The 20,635-nt window shown below is 69.2% G+C and carries 13 protein-coding genes and 1 tRNA gene; 11 read left to right on the top strand and 3 right to left on the bottom strand.

From position 1 onward, the window contains the following. The first annotated feature begins 253 nt into the window (after positions 1–253). Positions 254–326, top strand: a tRNA-Thr gene (locus ABZ434_RS33010). Between the two features lie 83 nt (positions 327–409). Here the strand turns inward: ABZ434_RS33010 and ABZ434_RS33015 are convergent. After that, positions 410–3,028, bottom strand: coding sequence for a SpoIIE family protein phosphatase (locus ABZ434_RS33015; protein WP_359144717.1), 2,619 nt, complete (start codon positions 3,026–3,028; stop codon positions 410–412). Between the two features lie 413 nt (positions 3,029–3,441). Here ABZ434_RS33015 and ABZ434_RS33020 point away from each other — a divergent pair, with 413 nt between their 5' ends. The 10 genes from ABZ434_RS33020 to ABZ434_RS33065 all read left to right on the top strand — a co-directional run bounded on the left by ABZ434_RS33020 (position 3,442) and on the right by ABZ434_RS33065 (position 18,322). Beyond that, positions 3,442–8,913 carry a HAMP domain-containing protein gene (locus tag ABZ434_RS33020; RefSeq protein WP_359144720.1) on the top strand — a complete coding sequence of 1,824 codons (5,472 nt, stop codon included), beginning with the start codon at positions 3,442–3,444 and terminating at the stop codon, positions 8,911–8,913. A gap of 245 nt (positions 8,914–9,158) precedes the next feature. Continuing rightward, entirely contained in the window at positions 9,159–9,836 is a 678-nt protein-coding gene (locus tag ABZ434_RS33025; protein ID WP_359144723.1) for a response regulator, read from the top strand. Positions 9,837–10,078: 242 nt separating this feature from the next. Further along, entirely contained in the window at positions 10,079–12,844 is a 2,766-nt protein-coding gene (locus tag ABZ434_RS33030) for a DNA translocase FtsK (protein WP_359144726.1), read from the top strand. 201 nt (positions 12,845–13,045) lie between these two features. Next, positions 13,046–13,846, top strand: coding sequence for a helix-turn-helix domain-containing protein (locus ABZ434_RS33035; RefSeq protein ID WP_359144729.1), 801 nt, complete (start codon positions 13,046–13,048; stop codon positions 13,844–13,846). 134 nt (positions 13,847–13,980) lie between these two features. Further along, a complete protein-coding gene (rimO, locus tag ABZ434_RS33040; protein WP_359144731.1) occupies positions 13,981–15,459 on the top strand; it encodes a 30S ribosomal protein S12 methylthiotransferase RimO in 1,479 nt (492 codons plus the stop codon). Continuing rightward, a complete protein-coding gene (gene pgsA / locus ABZ434_RS33045) occupies positions 15,456–16,268 on the top strand; it encodes a CDP-diacylglycerol--glycerol-3-phosphate 3-phosphatidyltransferase (protein ID WP_359144734.1) in 813 nt (270 codons plus the stop codon). The genes rimO and pgsA overlap by 4 nt, the downstream gene beginning before the upstream one ends. Next, entirely contained in the window at positions 16,265–16,774 is a 510-nt protein-coding gene (locus ABZ434_RS33050) for a nicotinamide-nucleotide amidohydrolase family protein (protein ID WP_359144737.1), read from the top strand. Before pgsA ends, ABZ434_RS33050 begins: the two co-directional genes overlap by 4 nt. Before the next feature lie 109 nt (positions 16,775–16,883). After that, positions 16,884–17,267, top strand: coding sequence for a helix-turn-helix transcriptional regulator (locus ABZ434_RS33055; RefSeq protein WP_069169097.1), 384 nt, complete (start codon positions 16,884–16,886; stop codon positions 17,265–17,267). A gap of 285 nt (positions 17,268–17,552) precedes the next feature. Further along, positions 17,553–18,023: a DNA starvation/stationary phase protection protein gene (locus ABZ434_RS33060; protein WP_359144741.1), complete on the top strand. Its 471-nt coding sequence runs from the start codon at positions 17,553–17,555 to the stop codon at positions 18,021–18,023. 104 nt (positions 18,024–18,127) lie between these two features. Beyond that, positions 18,128–18,322, top strand: coding sequence for a CsbD family protein (locus ABZ434_RS33065; RefSeq protein WP_359144744.1), 195 nt, complete (start codon positions 18,128–18,130; stop codon positions 18,320–18,322). A 652-nt stretch (positions 18,323–18,974) separates the two neighbouring features. Here the strand turns inward: ABZ434_RS33065 and ABZ434_RS33070 are convergent. Together ABZ434_RS33070 and ABZ434_RS33075 are read right to left on the bottom strand one after the other, a co-directional pair. After that, the gene (locus tag ABZ434_RS33070) at positions 18,975–19,739 is read right to left on the bottom strand and encodes an SDR family NAD(P)-dependent oxidoreductase (protein ID WP_359144747.1); all 765 of its coding nucleotides are present in this window, start codon (positions 19,737–19,739) and stop codon (positions 18,975–18,977) included. Between the two features lie 61 nt (positions 19,740–19,800). Next, positions 19,801–20,628, bottom strand: a complete 828-nt coding sequence (locus ABZ434_RS33075; protein ID WP_359144750.1) for a DNA-formamidopyrimidine glycosylase family protein — start codon at positions 20,626–20,628, stop codon at positions 19,801–19,803. Between the last annotated feature and the right edge of the window lie 7 nt (positions 20,629–20,635).

A 20,635-nucleotide genomic window follows, 5' to 3' on the forward strand; every position in this document is an offset into this window, starting at 1 on the left:
GGGGGGACCCTGTGGGAGAGTAGGACGCCGCCGAACAATCATTGTAGAAAGCCCCGTGCCCTTGTGGCGCGGGGCTTTTCTGCGTTCCGGACCAGTTCGCCGGCGCACCGTCGCGGGGGAGCCCGTGGTTCGTCCGAGGGCTGGGTGCGGCCTCGGAACGCCGCTGGTGGGCGGGGTCGTGACGGTTCGACAGGCGGTTTTGCACACCCCCTGGTTCGGGGTATGCTTTAGCTCGTTGCCGCAGGGCAGCAAGGCCCCAATAGCTCAGTCGGTAGAGCGTCTCCATGGTAAGGAGAAGGTCTGCGGTTCGATTCCGCATTGGGGCTCGTACAGACGAAAGGCCCCCGCCAAGTGGCGGGGGCCTTTCGCGTATACGAGGTAGTTCCTGGCCGTGCCGGGACCGGCAGGGCTATATGGCGGCCTGTGGTTCGGGGACGCGCATCGCGAGGATGGCCATGTCGTCCGAGGCCGGTTCGGCGGCGAAGCGTTCCACGGCCCGCAGGATGCGTGACGCCACCGCACCCGCCGTCAGGCCCGTGCAGTTGGTGAGTACGTCCGCCAGCCCGTCGTCACCGAGCATGCGGGTGCCCTCCCGGCGTTCGGTGACGCCGTCGGTGACGCACAGCAGGACGTCGCCCGGGTCCAGGGTCACCGTCTGCTCGTAGAGCTCCAGGTCTTCGATGACGCCCAGCAGGGGCTGGGGCTCCGCCGCTGCCTCGACCGAGCCGTCCTGGCGCAGGCGCAGCGGCAGCGGGTGACCGGCGCAGACCACCTTCAGTAGGGCGCTGCCGTCCTCCTGAGGCCACAACTCCCCGTACAGAAGGGTGAGGAAGCGACTGCGGGCCCCCTCGTCGAGGATCGCGGCGTTGAGCCGCTCCAGGACGGCGGGGCCGCCGAAGCCCTCCCGGGCGAGCAGGCGCAGTGCGTGCCGGGCCAGGCCCGTCACGGCCGCGGCCTCCGGGCCCGTGCCGCAGACATCGCCGATCGCGAAGCCGTAGGCACCGTCACGGATCGGGAAGACGTCGTAGAAGTCGCCGCCCACCTCGTTGCCCTCACCGGCAGCCCGGTAGATGACCTCGATCTCGACATTAGGGACGTCCGGCAGGCCAGGCGGCAGCAGGCTGCGCTGGAGGGACTGGCTGATCGCCATGCGTTCCGAATAGAGACGGGCGTTGTCCAGAGCCAGGGCGGCCCGGCGGGACAGGTCCTCGGCCAGTTCCAGGATCTCCTGGCGGAAGTGGTCGTCGGACGGCTTGCCGAGCGTGAGCATGCCGATGACCCGGTTGCGGGCGACAAGGGGGAGGACGACGGTCTCCCCGCCCACCGCCGCCGCGGTGGCGAGTGTCGTACGGATACCCGCGCCGAGTCCGCCGGGGTCGCCGAGGCCGATACTGCGCATCGAGGTGCGCAGGGCTGCCTCATGGGCGGCCTCGGACGGCGCGGACCAGACCCGCGCACCGGGCGTCGGCACCGGGTCCGGCGGGGAGATCTTGGAGAGCAGGGCCTTGAGGCCGTCGATGCGCTCCTCGTCCTCGTGCAGCACGTAGGAGAGGTACGGGTCCGAGGACTGGTCGGCGATCGTGTAGACGGCGCACCACGTGGCGAGGGTGGGGACGGTCATCTGCGCCATCAGGGCCAGCGTCTGGTCCCGGTCGAGCGTGCCGGCCAGCAGGTCGGACGCCTCGACGAGGAAGGAGAGCGAGCCGCGGCGGAGGCGTTCCAGCTCTCCCAGCCGGGCCGACTCCACGGCCAGGGCGATGCGGTCGGCGGCGAACTGCAGACGCAGTGCCTCCTCGTTCGAATATCTGCCGGCGGCTTCGGCGGCGACGCCCAGGGAGCCGGTGAGCCGGCCCTCGACCTTCAGCGGGACCGTGACCACCGAGCGCATGCCCGTGTCGGCGAGCAGCGGGACTGCGCCGGGTACCGCGTCCAGGTCCTCGTGGACGGCGGGCATGCGCGCGGAGCCGTAACGTCCCGTGCCCGCTTCGACAGGGACGCGGGCGAAGCGCTGACGGGCGGAGGGCAGGCCGGTCGTGGCCCGTACCTCCAGTTCCGTTTCGTCGTCCGTCGCCAACAGCAGGAAGGCCGCGTCGGCGTCGAGCATGTCGCGGGCACGCTCGACGGTGCGCTGGAGCAGCCCGTCGAGGTCGTCGGGGGCGGGGGAGCCGATGAAGACCTCGAAGGGGTCCGTCGTGCGGCTCTCCGTGGTCGCGTCGGAGACCGGGGTGCGCACCGGCGACTGGAGCACGGCCCGCTCGAAGTCGCGCACCAGCAGGCACACCGTCGAGGGTTCGCCCTCGGTGTCCCGTACGCGCAGGTGGGAGCCGTAGACCTGGATCGTGCGGCCGTCGGCGGCCCGGATGCCGTAGCTGCCCTCCCAGCGCGAGAGGCGCAGGGCATCGGCGATGCCGGTGTTGGTGCCCGGGGTCTGCGGCCAGGCGGTCAGGTCGGTGAACGGTTTGCCGGTGACCTGGTCCGCCGTGTGCCCGAACAGGTACGAGGCGTCGTCGTTCCAGGCCGCGACGGAGCCCGAGCTGTCGATCTGGACGACGGCGACCCTGACCCGTTCGTCGGTGACGGGGAGCAGGCCGACGGGGAGCAGCGGGCCCGCGGAGCGGATTCCCACCGGGCGGTCGGGGAGATCGAGCTGGAACCAGACATGCTTGTGCGTGGGGGAGTACTCGACACCCCATCGGGAAGCGAGCGCCGCGCACAGGAGGAGGCCGCGGCCGCCCTCCCGGTCGGGGCTGCCGAAGTCCAGCCCGGTGGACTGGAGCGGGATCTCCCGTTCCGGATAGTGGTCAGAGACCTCGACCCGGACGCCTTCCTCCGTACGCAGGCACAGCACGTCCGCCGCCGTGCCCGCGTGGACCACCGCATTCGTGACGAGCTCGCTGGTGAGGACGACGGCGTCGTCGACGACATCGGTGTACCCCCACCCCTGGAGCGTGTCCCGGACGAAGGCGCGGGCCGTCGCGACGGAGCGCCCCACCGGGTCGAAGGTGGCAGCCGCGCGCGCCGTGATCACAGCACTCCCCATATGGTGTCTCGTCGCTTCCCCGAGTCCTGTGCCCGTTTCTCGCCGCTTCGATTCGCCTGCCAGGCTAGACGCTCCGCGCAGGTGCCGGATACACGAGGGCCGGGTTCGGGCAAGGACGGGCAGGAACGGACCTGTGACCGGACAAGTGTGGGCTTCCCCTCGGAGGGATGTGGGACAACCATGGGAGGTTGCACCCCGACCCGTTCCGGCCTGGTACGTTTCAACGATTTGACGTCCGCATGGTCACCCGTCGACGGTGGGCTGTGGCGGTGAGCCATAGAGGATCTGGGCAAGCTCTCGGACAAGGCCCGAGCGATTCGGTCAACCCCTGCGGGAGGGACACGGTGGAGTCTGACGTGGCGGCGCGGGGATCAGGTACGCGCAGTAAAGGCGGACAGTCCGTGAAGAAGCAGCGCAATGGAACCGTCGAAGTCGACGCCGCGGCACTCAACAGACTGCTGTCCGGTCTGGTTGCCATGCGTGACGGGAACTTCCGCAGGCGTGTGACCGTCTCCGGCGACGGAGTCATGGCGGAGCTCGCGGCGGTCTTCAACGAGGTCGCCGATCGCAACGTCCATCTCACGGGTGAGCTCGCGCGCGTGCGGCGCGTGGTCGGCCGGGAGGGCAAGCTCACCGAGCGGCTGGAGACGGGGGCCTGTGAGGGCTCATGGGCTGCCGCGATCGACGCGTCCAACGAGCTCGTCGATGATCTCGCGCGTCCCGTCTCGGAGGTCGGACGGGTGCTGTCGGCGGTGGCCGACGGTGATCTGGAGCAGCGGATGGAGCTGCGTTCGCACACGGCCGACGAGACGGTACGGCCGCTGCGCGGAGAGTTCCTGAAAGTGGCCCGGACGGTTAACAACCTCGTGGACCAGCTGTCTGCGTTCACCGAGCAGGTGACGCGGGTCGCGGTCGAGGTGGGCACCGAGGGCAAGCTGGGCGGCCAGGCCCAGGTGCGCGGTATGTCCGGGTCCTGGAAGGACCTCACGGACTCCGTGAACACCATGGCGTACCGGCTGACGGCACAGGTGCGCGACATCGCCCTCGTGACCACGGCGGTGGCCAAGGGCGATCTGTCGCGGAAGGTCACCGTTCATGTGGCCGGCGAGATGGCTCAGCTGAAGAACACCGTCAACACGATGGTCGACCAGTTGTCCTCGTTCTCCTCCGAGGTGACCCGCGTCGCCCGTGAGGTGGGTACCGAGGGCGAGCTGGGCGGGCAGGCAACGGTGCCCGGTGTGGCAGGGGTCTGGAAGGACCTCACCGACTCCGTCAACACGATGGCCGGAAACCTCACCTCCCAGGTACGCGGTATCGCGGAGGTGACCACTGCGGTCGCCAACGGCGACCTGTCGCAGAAGGTACGGGTGAGCGCGCGTGGCGAGGTCGCGCAGCTCGCCGAGACGATCAACCAGATGACGGAGACGCTGCGCACCTTCGCGGACGAGGTGACCCGCGTGGCCAGCGAGGTCGGCGGCGGGGGTGTGCTCGGCGGTCAGGCGCAGGTCCCGGGTGCCGCGGGCACCTGGAAGGACCTCACGGACTCGGTCAACACCGTCTTCCGTAATCTGACGATCCAGGTGCGCGACATCGCGCAGGTGACCACCGCGGTGGCCAGCGGGGACATGTCGCAGAAGGTCACCGTCGATGTGGCCGGCGAGATGCTGGAGCTGAAGAACACCGTCAACACGATGGTCGACCAGCTTCAGTCCTTCGGCTCGGAAGTGACGAGGGTGGCCCGGGAGGTCGGCGTCGAGGGCCGGCTGGGCGGCCAGGCCGAAGTGCCGGGCGCGGCGGGTACGTGGAAGGACCTCACGGACTCGGTCAACACGGCGTTCCGGAACCTGACGGGCCAGGTGCGCGACATCGCGCAGGTGACCACCGCGGTGGCCAACGGCGACCTGTCGCAGAAGGTCACCGTCGATGTGGCCGGCGAGATGCTGGAGCTGAAGAACACCGTCAACACGATGGTGGCGCAGCTGTCCTCCTTCGCAGACCAGGTGACGCGCATGGCGCGTGACGTGGGTACGGAGGGCCGCCTCGGCGGTCAGGCACGCGTCGACGGCGTCTCCGGCACGTGGAAGGAGCTCACCGACTCCGTCAACTTCATGGCGGGGAACCTGACCTCCCAGGTGCGGCAGATCGCCCAGGTGACCACGGCGGTGGCGCGGGGTGACCTGTCGCAGAAGATCGACGTGGACGCGCGCGGCGAGATCCTGGAGCTGAAGAACACCATCAACACGATGGTCGACCAGCTGTCCGCGTTCGCCGAGCAGGTGACCCGGGTGGCCCGTGAGGTGGGCACGGACGGGCGTCTCGGCGGTCAGGCGCAGGTGCCCGGCGTGGCCGGTGTGTGGCGCGATCTGACCGATTCGGTGAACGGCATGGCCGGGAACCTCACCGCCCAGGTCCGTAACATCGCCCAGGTCGCCACGGCGGTGGCGCGGGGTGACCTGTCGCAGAAGATCGACGTGGACGCCCGCGGCGAGATCCTGGAGCTGAAGAACACCCTCAACACGATGGTCGACCAGCTCTCGAACTTCGCCGAGCAGGTGACGCGGGTCGCCCGCGAGGTGGGCACGGAGGGCATTCTCGGCGGCCAGGCCGAGGTGCAGGGGGTCTCCGGTACGTGGAAGGACCTCACCCAGTCCGTCAACGGCATGGCGAACAATCTGACGCTTCAGGTGCGCAACATCGCCGAGGTCACCACCGCGGTCGCCAACGGCGATCTCTCCAAGAAGATCACCGTCGACGCCAAGGGCGAGATCCTCGAACTGGTGACGACCGTCAACACGATGGTCGACCAGCTGATGAACTTCGGCGACGAGGTGACGCGGGTGGCCCGCGAGGTGGGCACCGAGGGCATCCTCGGCGGTCAGGCCCGGGTGCGCGGTGCCACGGGAATCTGGAAGGACCTCAGCGAGAACGTCAACCTGATGGCCAACAACCTGACCAGTCAGGTGCGCAACATCTCCCGGGTCTCCTCCGCGGTCGCCAACGGCGATCTGACGAAGAAGGTCACCGTCGAGGCGCGCGGCGAGGTCGCCGAACTGGCCGACACCGTCAACACGATGGTGACGACCCTGTCCTCGTTCGCCGACGAGGTGACGCGAGTCGCCCGCGAGGTGGGCACGGAGGGCGAGCTGGGCGGCCAGGCGCGTGTCCCCGGGGTCTCCGGTACGTGGAAGGACCTGACCGAGTCGGTGAACTCGATGGCGTCCAACCTGACCGGTCAGGTGCGCCAGATCGCCACCGTCACCACCGCCATCGCCAAGGGCGATCTCACCAAGAAGATCGACATCGATGCCCGGGGCGAGATCCTGGAGCTGAAGAACACCATCAACACGATGGTCGATCAGCTGTCGTCCTTCGCCGACCAGGTGACCCGGGTGGCGCGCGAGGTGGGCACCGAGGGGATGCTGGGCGGTCAGGCCCGCGTCAGGGACGTCGACGGCACCTGGCGCGACCTCACCGAGTCCGTGAACGAGATGGCCGGGAACCTGACCCGCCAGGTGCGTGCCATCGCGGCCGTCGCCACCGCCGTGACCCGCGGCGATCTCAACCTCAAGATCGATGTGGATGCCGCGGGCGAGATCCAGGCCCTGCAGGACAACATCAACACGATGATCGCCAACCTGCGTGACACCACCGCCACCAACAAGGAGCAGGACTGGCTCAAGGGCAACCTCGCCCGGATCTCCGGCCTGATGCAGGGGCGGCGTGACCTGGACGACGTGGCCTCCCTGATCATGAGCGAGCTGACGCCGGTCGTCTCCGCACAGCACGGAGCGTTCTTCCTCGCGATGGCGACCGGGGACGTCGACACGCTGGGTGCGGAGGGCGACAGGGAGGGCGCGTACGAGCTCCGTATGCGGGGCAGCTACGGCTATTCCGCGGGCTCCATGCCGACGTCCTTCCGCCCCGGGGAGACGCTCATCGGCACGGCGGCCGAGGAGAAGCGGACGATCCAGGTGGACAACGTGCCACCGGGGTATCTGAAGATCTCCTCGGGCCTCGGCGAGGCGCCGCCCGCGCACGTCATCGTGCTGCCGGTGCTCTTCGAGGGGAAGGTCCTCGGGGTGATCGAACTGGCCTCGTTCCAGCCGTTCACCCACATCCAGCGGGACTTCCTCAACCAGCTCGCCGAGATGATCGCCACCAGCGTCAACACGATCAGCGTCAACACCACGACCGAGAAGCTGCTGGAGCAGTCGCAGGAGCTCACCGAGCAATTGCGCGACCGGTCGCAGGAGTTGGAGAACCGGCAGAAGGCACTCCAGGCGTCCAACGCCGAGCTGGAGGAGAAGGCCGAGCTGCTGGCCCAGCAGAACCGCGACATCGAGGTCAAGAACACCGAGATCGAGGAGGCGCGTCAGGTCCTGGAGGAGCGCGCCGAACAGCTCGCCGTCTCCATGCGCTACAAGTCGGAGTTCCTGGCGAACATGTCGCACGAGTTGCGGACACCGCTCAACTCCCTGCTGATTCTGGCCAAACTTCTGGCGGACAACGCCGAGGGCAATCTGTCGCCGAAGCAGGTGGAATTCGCCGAGACGATCCACGGGGCCGGTTCCGATCTGCTCCAGCTGATCAACGACATCCTCGATCTGTCGAAGGTCGAGGCGGGCAAGATGGACGTCAGCCCGACCCGGATCGCACTGGTTCAGCTGGTCGACTACGTGGAGGCGACGTTCCGGCCGCTCACCGCGGAAAAGGGGCTTGATTTCTCCGTACGGGTCTCGCCCGAACTCCCGGCCACGCTGCACACCGACGAACAGCGACTGCTCCAGGTACTGCGGAATCTGCTCTCCAACGCGGTGAAGTTCACCGACAGCGGCGCCGTCGAGCTGGTCATCCGGCACGCAGGTGCCGAGGTGCCGAACGCCATCCGTGAGCAGCTGCTGGAAGCCGGTTCGCTGCGGGACACCGACGCCGATCTGATCGCCTTCTCGGTGACGGACACCGGTATCGGGATCGCGTCCAGCAAGATGCTGGTGATCTTCGAGGCGTTCAAGCAGGCGGACGGGACGACCAGCCGCAAGTACGGTGGCACCGGCCTCGGCCTCTCCATCAGCCGGGAGATCGCACGGCTGCTGGGTGGCGAGATCCATGCGGCGAGCGAGCCCGGCCGCGGCTCGACGTTCACGCTGTACCTGCCCCTGCACCCGAGCGAACTCCCGCCCCAGGGCTACCCGCAGATCGGACCCGGCCCCATCGAGGTGCACGGTGCGGGGGTCGAGAGCGGCCGGCTGCCCGAGGCGGGACAGGGCCCCGGAACGGGCTTCCAGACCTTCGGGGAGGCCTCCGGGACGCCCGGGCACGCTCACGACCAGGGCGGCGCGGCAGGGCTGTTGAGGCGGCGGCGCAAGGCGCTGGGCGGTGCGCGACAGCAGCCCGCGCTGCCACCCCGAACCGCTCCCTCGGCCGATCGGCCCGCCCCGCAGGAGCCGTGGGCGCTCGGTGGCCAGGAGGAGCCCCCGGCCCGCAGGACGTTCCGGTTCGGCGGTGAGAAGGTGCTGATCGTCGACGACGACATCCGCAACGTCTTCGCGCTCACCAGCGTGCTGGAGCAGCACGGTCTGTCGGTGCTGTACGCGGAGAACGGGCGCGAGGGGATCGAAGTCCTGGAGCAGCACGACGATGTGACGGTCGTGCTGATGGACATCATGATGCCGGAGATGGACGGCTACGCGACGACCTCGGCGATCCGCAGGATGCCGCAGTTCGCCGGTCTGCCGATCATCGCGCTGACGGCGAAGGCGATGAAGGGCGACCGCGAGAAGGCGATCGAGTCAGGCGCGTCCGACTACGTCACCAAGCCGGTCGATCCTGATCACCTTCTTACGGTTATGGAGCAGTGGATGCGCGGAGAGTGATCGCCAATTGAGCGAATCGATCGTGATTTGTTGATTGGTGGTGTCGGAAGGAGTGTGGGAGCGCGGTTTCCGGGGAACCTTCTGGGCTCCCACCGCGTTTTTCCTGTGTGCACAGTGACATCGCGGTGACAGGGTGTGGTGACGGACGGGGTGCGGCTACCATGACCGGCACAAGGACGGACGGCGTAAGGGAGCCGTCCCCTGGGGCGGCGCCCGGTGCAATTCCGGGGCGAGGAGGACGGGCCATGGTTCAGAAGGCCAAGATCCTCCTGGTCGATGACCGGCCGGAGAATCTGCTGGCGCTGGAGGCCATCCTCTCTGCGCTCGATCAGACACTGGTACGGGCATCGTCAGGGGAGGAAGCGCTCAAAGCGCTGCTCACGGACGACTTCGCGGTGATTCTGCTGGACGTCCAGATGCCGGGCATGGACGGTTTCGAAACCGCGGCGCACATCAAGCGGCGGGAGCGGACCCGGGACATCCCGATCATCTTTCTCACCGCGATCAACCACGGTCCGCATCACACATTCCGCGGCTATGCGGCCGGCGCGGTGGACTACATCTCGAAGCCGTTCGACCCCTGGGTGCTGCGCGCCAAGGTCTCGGTCTTCGTCGAGCTGTACATGAAGAACTGCCAGTTGCGTGAGCAGGCGGCGCTGCTGCGGCTCCAGCTGGAGGGTGGCGGGCACGCGTCCGCCAACCACGAGAAGGAGCCCGCCGGACTGCTGGCCGAACTCTCCGCACGGCTCGCGGCCGTCGAGGAGCAGGCCGAGGCCCTGTCCAAGCAGCTCGACGACGAGTCGGCGGACGCCGGGGCCGTGGCCACGGCCGCTCATCTCGAACGGAAGCTGACCGGGCTGCGCCGGGCGTTGGACGCGCTGGAGCCCGGTACCGCCGGCGGGCCCGCGAGCCTCTCCTCGTGACGCGGCTGCCGGCCGCACCGCCCCCGCCCGTCAGGTTTCTTCGGGCCGGGAGGCGGCAAGTGGCCGGGGGGTGCGGCGCCGTTCGGCGGTGAATCCCGGCTCGGGCCTTCTCGGTCGGCGCCGGTATTCCAAGTCCGAATCCGGTGAGGTCGCGTCAGTTTGCGGCCGCCGTACGGCGACACGGTCGGGTGAACCGGCACGCGCACGTGTTCACTGCAGCAGACACCGGTAACCTCGGCCCCATGGCCTCACGTACGTCCGGCAAGGGTTCCCAGGGCGCCGCGGGCACCGCGAAGCGCGTCGGCCGTGCTCCGGGCCCGGCGAAGAAAGCCGCGCCCGCCAAGCAGACCGCGGCGAAGAAGACCGCACCCGTCAGGAAGGCACCTGCGAAGAAGGCGGTGGCCAAGAAGGCCGCACCGCCCAAACCGGCGCCGTCGCCCACCGGCGGTGTGTACCGCCTGGTGCGCGCGGTCTGGCTCGGAGCGGCCCACGCCGTCGGCGCGATGTTCCGCGGAATAGGGCGCGGCGCCAGGGGCCTCGACCCCGCTCACCGCAAGGACGGCGTCGCGCTGCTGCTGCTCGGCCTCGCGCTGATCGTCGCTGCGGGCACCTGGTCGAATCTGCGCGGGCCGGTCGGCGATCTCGTCGAGATGCTCGTCACCGGAGCCTTCGGCCGGCTCGACCTCCTCGTCCCGATACTGCTGGGCGCCGTCGCCGTACGGCTCATCCTGTATCCGGAGAAGCCCGAGGCCAACGGCCGTATCGTCATCGGGCTCTCCGCCCTGGTCATCGGGGTGCTCGGACAGGTCCACATCGCCTGCGGATCACCGGGGCGCGAGGACGGCACCGAGGCCATGCAGGACGCGGGCGGCCTCATCGGCTGGGCCGCCTCCAAGCCGCTGATCTTCACGATGGGCGAAGTGCTCGCCGTACCGCTGCTCCTGCTCCTGACCGTTTTCGGGCTGCTGGTCGTGACGGCGACGCCGGTGAACGCGATCCCGCAGCGGCTGCGGCTGCTCGGCTCCAGGCTGGGAATCATCGACCCGGTGTACGACCCGGAGGCGCTGGACGAGGACGACGACGAGCGGTACGACGAGCAGTGGCGCGAGTCGCTGCCGGCCCGTTCGCGGCGCCGCTCCGAGGCGCCCGAGGACTACGACCCCGACCGGGCGGAGACCGACGCGCTCTCCAAGCGCCGCAGGCCGCGCAGGCCCTCCGTGCAGCCGGCGATGAACCGGTCCATGGACGCCGTGGACGTCGCCGCCGCCGCGGCTGCCGCGCTCGACGGGGCCGTCCTCAACGGCATGCCGCCCTCGCCGGTGGTCGCCGACCTCACCCAGGGCGTCTCGGTGGACCGGGAGCGCGCGGGCACTCCGGTGCCCGGCGCCAGGGAGGCGGAAGGGGCCCGCAGGCCGGGGGAGAGGGCTCCCGCACCCTCCTCCGGGGGCGTACCCGATCTGACCAAGCCGGCCCCCGACCGGTCGCAGTCGCAGCCGCTGCCGCCCCGCGCCGAGCAGCTCCAGCTCGCCGGTGACATCACCTACTCCTTGCCCTCGCTCGACCTGCTGGAGCGTGGTGGCCCGGGCAAGACCCGCAGCGCCGCCAACGACGCGATCGTCGCGTCCCTGACCAACGTCTTCACCGAGTTCAAGGTGGACGCCGCGGTCACCGGCTTCACCCGCGGTCCCACGGTGACGCGGTACGAGGTCGAGCTCGGGCCGGCCGTGAAGGTGGAGCGGATCACGGCGCTCGCGAAGAACATCGCGTACGCCGTCGCCAGCCCCGACGTGCGCATCATCTCGCCGATCCCGGGGAAGTCCGCCGTCGGCATCGAGATTCCCAACTCCGACCGGGAGATGGTCAACCTCGGCGACGTGCTGCGGCTCGCGGACGCGGCCGAGGACGACCATCCGATGCTGGTCGCGCTCGGCAAGAACGTCGAGGGCGGCTACGAGATGGCCAATCTCGCGAAGATGCCCCACGTCCTGGTGGCCGGTGCCACCGGTTCCGGCAAGTCCTCCTGCATCAACTGTCTGATCACCTCGGTGATGGTGCGGGCGACGCCGGAGGACGTCCGCATGGTGCTGGTCGACCCCAAGCGCGTCGAGCTGACCGCGTACGAGGGCATCCCGCACCTGATCACGCCGATCATCACCAACCCCAAGAAGGCGGCCGAGGCGCTCCAGTGGGTCGTGCGCGAGATGGACCTGCGCTACGACGACCTCGCCGCCTTCGGCTACCGGCACATCGACGACTTCAACCACGCGGTGCGCACCGGCAAGCTCAAGACGCCGGAGGGCAGTGAGCGGGAGCTGTCGCCGTATCCGTACCTGCTGGTGATCGTCGACGAGCTGGCCGACCTCATGATGGTGGCCCCCCGCGACGTCGAGGACTCGATCGTCCGCATCACCCAACTGGCCCGTGCTGCGGGAATCCATCTGGTGCTGGCCACCCAGCGCCCCTCGGTGGACGTCGTGACCGGCCTGATCAAGGCGAACGTGCCCTCCCGGCTCGCCTTCGCGACCTCGTCGCTGGCCGACAGCCGCGTGATCCTGGACCAGCCGGGAGCCGAGAAGCTCATCGGCAAGGGCGACGGGCTGTTCCTGCCGATGGGGGCGAACAAGCCGACCCGTATGCAGGGTGCCTTCGTCACCGAGGACGAGGTCGCGGCGGTCGTGCAGCACTGCAAGGATCAGATGGCCCCCGTCTTCCGCGACGACGTCGTGGTCGGGACGAAGCAGAAGAAGGAGATCGACGAGGACATCGGCGACGACCTGGACCTGCTCTGCCAGGCCGCTGAGCTGGTCGTCTCCACCCAGTTCGGGTCCACCTCGATGCTCCAGCGCAAGCTGCGGGTGGGGTTCGCGAAGGCGGGCCGGCTGATGGACCTGATGGAGTCGCGGAACATCGTCGGCCCCAGCGAGGGCTCCAAGGCGCGCGACGTCATGGTGAAACCGGACGAACTCGACGGTGTGTTGGCACTGATCCGTGGGGAAACCGGTTCGTAAGTGTTTTGCGGGCAACCGTTTCGCCGGGCCGTACGTCAAGTTGAAGGGAGGGACAGCATGTTCCTTCCCTGGGCGGTCCGGCGAATCCGACTCTGTTCGAATCTGATGGCGTACAAAGTCCTCCCTCCCGGTTGCCCCACTCTTTCGTAACCCCCCTAGACTGAACACCCAGCAGGTGGCTCACGCTCGAAAGGCGCCCCCGTGTCCATCGGCAACTCCCCCGAAGACGACCGTCCTTCGATCGGTCGAGTGCTTCAGCAGGCTCGTATCGCCGCAGGTCTCACGGTCGAAGAGGTCAGCACGTCCACCCGGGTGCGCATCCCCATCGTGCACGCGATCGAAGAGGACGACTTCTCCCGCTGCGGCGGCGACGTGTACGCCCGCGGCCATATCCGAACGCTCGCACGTGCCGTAGGCACCGATCCGGAACCGCTGGTCTCGCAGTACGACGCCGAGCACGGCGGCCGTCCCGCGCCCACGCCGGCGGCCCCGCTGTTCGAGGCCGAGCGGATCCGTTCCGAACCCCGTCGGCCCAACTGGACCGCGGCCATGGTCGCGGCCATCGTCGCAGTGATCGGCTTCGTCGGCTTCACCTTCTTCAAGGGCGGTGACGAACCCTCGACCGCCGGCCGGGTCGCCGAGGGCCCGACGTCCGACAAGATCACCCCCAAGCCGGCATCCAGCAAGCCCGTCGACCCCAAACCGGCCCCCTCGGACAGCGCCATCGCGGCGGCGCCCCAGGACAAGGTGACGGTCAAGCTCAGCGCGAGCCAGGGCAAGAGCTGGATCTCCGCCAAGGACCACAACGGCCGGTCCCTCTTCGACGGAACCCTCCAGCAGGGCGAGACGAAGACCTTCCAGGACAAGGAGCGGGTCGACCTCGTCCTCGGTGACGCCGGTTCGATCGAGCTGTTCGTCAACGGCAAGAAGGTCGAGGACCAGTTCCAGCCCGGACAGGTCGAGCGGCTCTCCTACACCAAGGGCGACCCCGAGGTCGGCTGACCGGCCACCCGGGAACACAAGGATCGCGGCGAGCGTCCGGCCATCAGGCCGGGCGCTCGCCCCTTTTGTCACTCCCTGTGACGGTCGAACCCTGCGCGGCGGGGCCAGTGCCGGGACAAAGTAGTCTTGAGCCCATGCCCGAACGCCGTACCGTCGCCCTTGTCACTCTTGGCTGCGCCCGTAACGAGGTGGACTCGGAGGAGCTCGCAGGCCGCTTGGCAGCGGACGGCTGGGAGCTCGTCGAGGATGCCTCCGATGCCGATGTCGCCGTGGTCAACACCTGTGGATTCGTCGAGGCCGCCAAGAAGGACTCCGTCGATGCCCTGCTCGAAGCCAATGATCTGAAGGACCACGGCCGGACCCAGGCCGTCGTCGCCGTCGGCTGTATGGCCGAGCGCTACGGCAAGGACCTCGCCGAGGCCCTGCCGGAGGCGGACGGAGTCCTCGGATTCGATGACTACGCAGACATCTCCGACCGCCTCCAGACCATTCTCAACGGCGGCATCCACGCCTCCCACACCCCGCGCGACCGCCGCAAGCTGCTTCCCATCAGCCCCGCCGAGCGCCAGGACGCGGCCGTGGCCCTGCCCGGTCATGCCCAGGAGACCACGCCGCCCCCCGCCGATCTTCCGGACGGAGTCGCGCCGGTATCCGGTCCGCGGGCACCCCTGCGCCGCCGGCTGGGCACCAGCCCCGTCGCTTCCGTGAAGCTGGCGTCGGGCTGCGACCGCCGCTGCTCCTTCTGCGCCATCCCCTCCTTCCGCGGTTCGTTCATCTCGCGGCGTCCCTCGGACGTCCTGGGCGAGACGCGCTGGCTGGCGGAGCAGGGCGTGAAGGAGGTCATGCTCGTCTCCGAGAACAACACCTCGTACGGCAAGGACCTCGGCGACATCCGCCTCCTGGAGACCCTGCTCCCGGAGCTCGCGGACGTCGAAGGGATCGAGCGCATCCGGGTCAGCTATCTGCAGCCGGCAGAGATGCGGCCCGGTCTGATCGACGTGCTGACCTCGACGCCGAAGGTCGCGCCCTACTTCGACCTGTCGTTCCAGCACTCGGCCCCCGGGGTGCTGCGCGCGATGCGGCGCTTCGGTGACACCGACAGCTTCCTTGAGCTTCTGCACACCATCCGGAGCAAGGCACCGCAGGCCGGCGCGCGCTCCAACTTCATCGTGGGCTTCCCCGGCGAGACCGAGGCGGACCTGGCGGAGCTGGAACGGTTCCTCACGGGCGCGCGTCTCGACGCCATCGGCGTCTTCGGCTATTCCGACGAGGACGGCACGGAGGCGGTCGGCTACGAGAACAAGCTGGACGCCGACACGATCGCCGAGCGGCTGGCGCACATCTCGCAACTCGCCGAGGAGCTGACCTCGCAGCGGGCCGAGGAGCGGGTCGGTGAGTCGCTCCAGGTGCTGGTCGAGTCGGTCGAGCCCACCGAGGACGAGTCGCGCGCCGTGGGCAGAGCCGCCCACCAGGCCCCCGAAACGGACGGCCAGGTGCTCTTCACCGCACGCGAAGGACTTGTCCCGGGCCGTATGGTCGAGGCAAAGGTCGTGGGCACCGAAGGCGTGGACCTGGTGGCGGAGTGTTGTGAGCTTGCGGAGGTAGCCAGATGACCGGAGTCCCGGCATCCGCGGCAGGCGGTTCCGGCGCGACGCCGGTCCGCGGCGGAAAACTGGGTGCTGCGGCCGTCAATCAGGCCAGCCTGTGGAACATCGCCAATCTCCTCACCATGGCGCGGCTGGTGCTGGTTCCCGGGTTCGTCGCGCTGCTGCTCCACGACGGTGGATACGACCCGGCCTGGCGTTCCATCGCATGGGCCGCGTTCGCCATCGCGATGATCACCGACGTGTTCGACGGGCATCTGGCGCGCAAGTACAACCTGGTCACCGACTTCGGGAAGATTGCCGACCCGATCGCCGACAAGGCGATCATGGGCGCTGCGTTGATCTGCCTGTCCTATCTCGGTGACCTGCCCTGGTGGGTCACGGGCGTGATCCTCTTCCGTGAACTCGGCATCACGCTGATGCGGTTCTGGGTGATCCGGCACGGAGTGATTCCGGCCAGCCGCGGCGGGAAGATGAAGACGCTGGCGCAGGGGACCGCCGTCGGGATGTACGTCCTGGCGCTGACCGGCCCACTGGCCACGCTGCGCTTCTGGGTGATGGCGGTGGCCGTCGTACTGACGGTCGTCACCGGCCTGGACTACGTGCGCCAGGCCGTCGTGCTGCGCCGCCACGGGCTCAAGGCGGACAAGGACGCGGTGGCCCGGAAGGCCGCTGAGAACGCCGAGGCGGCTCTGGAGAGCGCCAAGGACGAGGGGCGGGCCTCCCGCGGCGCCGAAGCTGCCGAGGCGGTCTGTGAGGGCCCCAGTGGCGCGGAGCGGGTCTCCGGGAACCGCGGTGCCGCGGAGGCCGAGCGGTGACAGCCGCGGCCCGGGTACTGCGGTTGCTCGTCGGGCGGGGGGAGACCCTTGCCGTCGCCGAGTCGCTGACCGGAGGCCTGGTCGCGGCGGAGTTGACGTCCGTCCCTGGTGCCTCGCAGGCTTTCCGGGGGTCGGTGACGGCTTATGCGACCCCCCTCAAGAGTGAAGTCCTGGGTGTGGAAGCAAAGCTTCTGGCGGCACGAGGGGCAGTGGACGCCGAGGTCGCGCTCCAGATGGCGGCAGGCGTGCGCCGGGCGCTCGGCGCAGACTGGGGTGTGGCGACGACCGGCGTCGCCGGCCCCGAGCCGCAGGACGGCCAGCCGGTCGGAACGGTCTTCGTCGCAGTCCGCGGGCCCGGTGACGCCGGGAAAGTGACCGCGTTGCGGTTGAACGGAGGGCGGGCGGACATCCGTAGAGAGAGCGTACGGAGCGTGCTCGAACTGCTCTTCGGCGAACTCGGCGGGTACGCGGGCGCACAGGATACGGAACACAACGGGGGGAATTGATGTTTGCAGCCCTGAGTGAACACGACATCGCTCCCCGCACGGCCGCAGCGCTAGGCGGTACGGTGGGGCGTGAAGGATGCGGCTACGCGGTCCGAGGAGGGAGCCACCGATGATTCTGCTCCGTCGCCTGCTTGGTGACGTGCTGCGTCGGCAGCGCCAGCGCCAAGGCCGTACTCTGCGCGAAGTCTCCTCGTCCGCCCGAGTTTCGCTCGGCTATCTCTCCGAGGTGGAGCGGGGGCAGAAGGAGGCATCCTCCGAACTGCTCTCCGCCATTTGCGACGCGCTTGATGTACGGATGTCCGAGCTCATGCGTGAAGTGAGCGATGAGTTGTCCCTGGCCGAACTGGCCGAGTCGGCAGCGGCCAGCGATCCGGTACCTGTACCGGTGCGCCCCATGCTCAATTCCGTCTCCGTTTCGTCGGTGGCGGGTGTTCCGACGGGGCGGGTGACGATCAAGGCGCCCGCGGAAGCGGTGGATGTCGTCGCCGCCTGACCTGCTCGGTTCGGTGTGAAGCCGGAGCCCCGGTCCTCCCCTCAAGGGGCGGACCGGGGCTCCTGCGCGTGCAGGAGCTGACAGCGGGCGTGGCCGTGACGGCCCAGCGGCCTTCATCGCGGTCTGCCGGCGTCGGGGGGAGGTGTTGGCGCGCTTCTTGCGGGCAGGCGGATCTATGAGACCGGGGAACGGTCGCTTCGAACGCTTCCCCCGAATGACCGTTTTGCTTCGTTTGTGCCATCGTGGTTGGTGCTGAACGGAACGGATACCAGATCGGAGACGTGCATGTCTGTGGTGAAAAGCCCGCTGTCCGAGACCGACCTCAAGTCCGTGGGTGAGGCCTTGCAGGGCGCCTTGGTGGACCTTGTCGACCTCTCGCTGGTGGCCAAGCAGGTCCACTGGAACGTGGTCGGGCCTCGCTTCAGGTCCGTGCACCTCCAGCTCGACGAGGTCGTCGACACCGCCCGCCAGCACTCCGACACGGTGGCGGAGCGGGCCTCGGCGGTGGGCGTAAATCCGGACGGGCGGTCGGGCACGATCGCCAAGACCACGGCCATCAGCTCCGTGCCCGAGGGCTGGGTCAAGGATGTCGACGCCGTGCGGACGCTGGTGGACGCCCTGGGCATCGTGATCGGCCGGATGCGTGAGCGGATCGAGGTGACGGGCGACCCCGACCCGGTCAGCCAGGACATTCTCATCGCGCTGACCGCTGACCTCGAGAAGCATGCCTGGATGTTCCAGGCGGAGAGCGCCTGACAGGCCCTCTGCCTCACCTGGCCGGTCCCTCGGCCAGGTCCCCATTCCACCGGCCTGTGCCCGGGATCGGGCAGAGGTCGGACCGCTAGACGTGAGGAGCTGTGATGACCGACGAAAGCGCCAAGGACAAGGTCGCCGGCAAGGCCAAGGAAGCCATGGGCAAGATGACCGGCAACAAGCGCATGGAGGCCGAGGGCAAGGCGGACCAGGCGAAGGGCAAGGCGAAGGGCGCCATGGGCGGGGCGCAGGAGCGGGCCGAGGGCGTCAAGGACTCCCTGGGCCGCGACGACAGGGACTGAACGGCTGTCGCCGGAGCCCCCACCGGATGCGGTGGGGGCTTCCCCCTGAAGAGGGGTCCCTCCGCGATGCCGCCCTGGCGGGCCGGTGTGCGGGCAGGAGGCGTGCGACCGCGTACTGCGCGCTCGGTAGCGCGCCGGTGCGCTCTCCCGCCGGGTGAGCGGGCAGGGCTAGGGTTTTCCGTTCGGATCAGGACGGGCCCGTGAGCCCGGCAAGCTCCGACCGACAGGCCCCCGGTTCGGCCGAAGGAGGCAGCCATGGTGCGGCGATGGACGCCGGCGCTGGTGCTCGGCGGTGTGTGGTGGTGGGCCGTGCTCCGGCTGATCCTGGAACCGGCGCATGCGGGGCCCGTCGAGGGGGCGGTGGCGGCTGGAGGATGGGGGCTCAGTCTCCTGCCCGTGCACGTGGCCGAGACCGGCCGACCGACCGGGATATTCGACGCGGGGACGGGCCTGCTGCGACGGTGCGCCGAGGGCATGCGTGAGGAGGGCCGGACCTGGCAGTCACTGATATCCGGATCGGCGATATCCGGCTCGATATCCGGCCCGTCGTGGCGCGGGAACGACAGGTCCTGGCGTGCCTCGTCCCGCCCGGTCGAGGGCCCACCCCGCCGTGCGGGCCGACGGCCGTGGTCCGTCGGCAGGGCATGGCGCGCTACCAGGGCATGGCGACGCCGCCGTTCGGGCGGAGGATCTGACCGGTCATGAAGGCCGACGCATCCGACGCGAGATGCAGCACCGTGTGTGCGACGTCCTCGGGCTCGCCGACCCTGCCCAGCGGAGAGATGCGCGCCATCGTGGCCTCGGCCCGGTGCTGCTGCCCCGCGTCGTGGCGGGCGGTCATGGGGGTGCGGATCCAGCCCGGGGCGACCGCATTGACCCGGATGCCGTGCGGTCCCAGTTCGGAGGCCAGGGTCTTGGTCAGCTGGATCACGGCGGCCTTTGCCGCGCTGTAGCAGAGCAGGCCGGGGCTCGCGGAGTCGACCGCGCCCGAGGCCATCGTGATCAGCGAGCCGGGGCGGCTGCGCGCGACCATGGGGCGGGCCACTTCCTGGCAGGCGTACAGCACGCCCTTGAAGTTGACCGAGAGCACACGGTCCAGGTCGGCGTCCGTGGTCTCCAGCACGCTGCTCGTGTGCATGATTCCCGCGACGGCGGCCAGGATGTCCAGCTCGCCGGCGGACGCGACGGCTTCCCGCACCTGGTTGCGGTCGGTGACATCGAGCAGATGGGTGTGGGCTTCGCCACCTGCGGAGTTGATCAGGCCCAGAGTCTCCAGGAGGCCCTTCTCGTCCAGATCGGCGCAGTGGACGGTGGCGCCCGCCGTCGCCAGCAGGACGGCCGAGGCGCGGCCGATGCCGCCGGCGGCGCCGGTGACGAACGCGGCCCGGCCGGTGAGGTCGTACGCGGCGAGAGGCATGACCGGACCGTACGGCGGTATCTGACGGGTCGTCAACTGTGTTGCGACGACGGATTGTCCACTACGGGGTGGGGCCTGATTGGCAGTGGGGGCACCAGGAGGTGGGGCGGGTGTCCTGATCCGCGGTGCGGATCGGTGTCCCGCAGCGCAGACAGGGGCGGCGCGTCCGGCCGTAGACCCAGAGATTCTCGCTGGGGCGGCGGGCGCGGGGCGCCGGAGCGGTGGTGCCCCGGGGGCGGGCACCGACGGTGGTGGTGCGGACCGGACGGTCACGGTTGGCTTCCAGAAGCTGCTTGGCCGTGGTGACCAGAAGAGCTGCCGTGGGTTCGGGCAGCCGGCCGATGGGGAGCCAGGGGGTGGCCCGGGCCAGGAAGCAGAGCTCGCACTTGTAGACGTTGCCGATGCCGGCCAGGTTGCGTTGGTCCAGAAGGGCTTCCCCGAGGGGGCGGGCGGGGTCGCTGAGGAGATTGCGCAGCGCGGTGTCGGCGTCCCAGTCCGGGCCCAGCAGGTCCGGGCCAAGGTGCCCCACTGCCTTTTCCTCGTCCTTCGTACGCAGGAGTTCGAGAACGGGCAGACGGTAGCCGACCGCGGTGTTCGTGGTGTTGGCCAGGATCGCGCGGATCTGGTGGGAGGGGCCGCCCCGCCAGCGTTCGTCGGGGGAGTAGACACGCCAGGCGCCGTCCATCCGCAGGTGACTGTGGAGGGTGAGACCGCCCTCGAAGCGGGTGAGCAGATGCTTGCCGCGCGCGGAGACATCGAGAACGGTCCGGCCGGTGAGATCGGCGGTGGCGAACCGGGGGACGCGAAGATCGGACCTGGTGAGGACCTGGCCGGCCAGTGCGCTGTGCAGCCGCTTGGCGGTCTGCAGGACGGTGTCTCCTTCGGGCATACGTCCA

The sequence above is a fragment of the Streptomyces sp. NPDC005761 genome (assembly GCF_040630635.1).
Lineage (GTDB): Bacteria > Actinomycetota > Actinomycetes > Streptomycetales > Streptomycetaceae > Streptomyces.